Raw genomic sequence first — 1,099 nt, forward strand, 5'->3', positions numbered from 1 at the left:
CCAGGCGGGCAAATTCGTTCGGGGTCCGGCCACCAAGTGAGGTGTGGGGCCGGACGTCGTTGTAGTCCTGACGCCAGGCTGTGAGGATCAGGCGAGCCTGATCCAGGCTCTGGAACCAGTGGAGATTGAGGCACTCGTCCCGGACCCGACCATTGAAACTCTCGATGTAGGCGTTCTCCACGGGTTTTCCAGGCCGGATGAAGGTATGCGTGATGCCGCGGTCGTGGGTCCAGAGATCCAGGGCCTTGCCCGCGAACTCCGGGCCGTTGTCGGTGGTGATCGCCTGCGGTGCGCCCCTGAACCGCACCACGGCCTCGAGGACACGGACGACATCATGGCCCGTGATGGAGGTGCCGACGTGCATGACCAGGCACTCTCGGGTGAAGTCATCCACGACGTTCAGGACGCGGAACCGCTGACCGGAAGCCAGCTGATCGGCCATGAAGTCCAGGCTCCAGCGTTGATTCGGAGCAGAAACCTGCGGTTTCTGCTGACGCGCTCCCACGCTGAGTTTCTTCCGTTCTTTCTTCCGAACGGCGAGCCCTTCAGCCCGGTAGATCCGGTAGACGCGCTTGTGGTTCACGGTCTCACCTTCCCGGCCCAGCATCAGGTGAATCCGTCGGTATCCGAAGCGCGGTCGTTCCTGTACCAGCGTGCGGAGACGCTCGACCAGGCGCTGGTCCTTGTCCCTTTTGGGGCTGTTCCGTCTTTGCGTGGTTCGGGAGAAGCCCAGCACCCGGCAGGCTCGTCGTTCACTGACCGTGAACGAATCCCGCAGCAGGGTCACCATCTGCTTTTTGAGGGGCGTCTGCGCCTGGGACGACGTCCCAGGCGTCACCACTTTCGTCCCACCACCTCTTTCAGCATCGCGTTGTCGAGCGACAGGTCAGCCACCAGCTTCTTGAGCCGCTGGTTTTCGGCTTCCAGTTGGCGAAATTTTCGAGTCTCGTCTTTGGTCATGCCGCCGTACTTGGCCTTCCAGCGGTAGATGGTCGTCATCGCGACTCCATGGAGTCGCGTCAGATCGCTGATCGGAGTCCCCGCCTCAAGCTGGCCGAGGATGTCCAGGATCTGCTGTTCCGTGTACCGTTTGCGTTTC

Annotated in this window: 1 protein-coding gene; it reads right to left on the reverse strand. The window is 61.9% G+C overall.

What is annotated here, in order from left to right; translation table 11 throughout:
- Window positions 1–1,099 (reverse strand): IS3 family transposase gene (locus IEY63_RS22050; RefSeq protein WP_229784865.1). Its coding sequence is split into 2 segments (ribosomal slippage), with 1,100 coding nucleotides annotated over them: window positions 1–852 and window positions 852–1,099; the frame shifts between segments, so codons are not numbered across the junction. This gene is flagged as partial in the annotation.

This window comes from Deinococcus radiotolerans (assembly GCF_014647435.1).
Taxonomy (GTDB): Bacteria; Deinococcota; Deinococci; order Deinococcales; family Deinococcaceae; genus Deinococcus; species Deinococcus radiotolerans.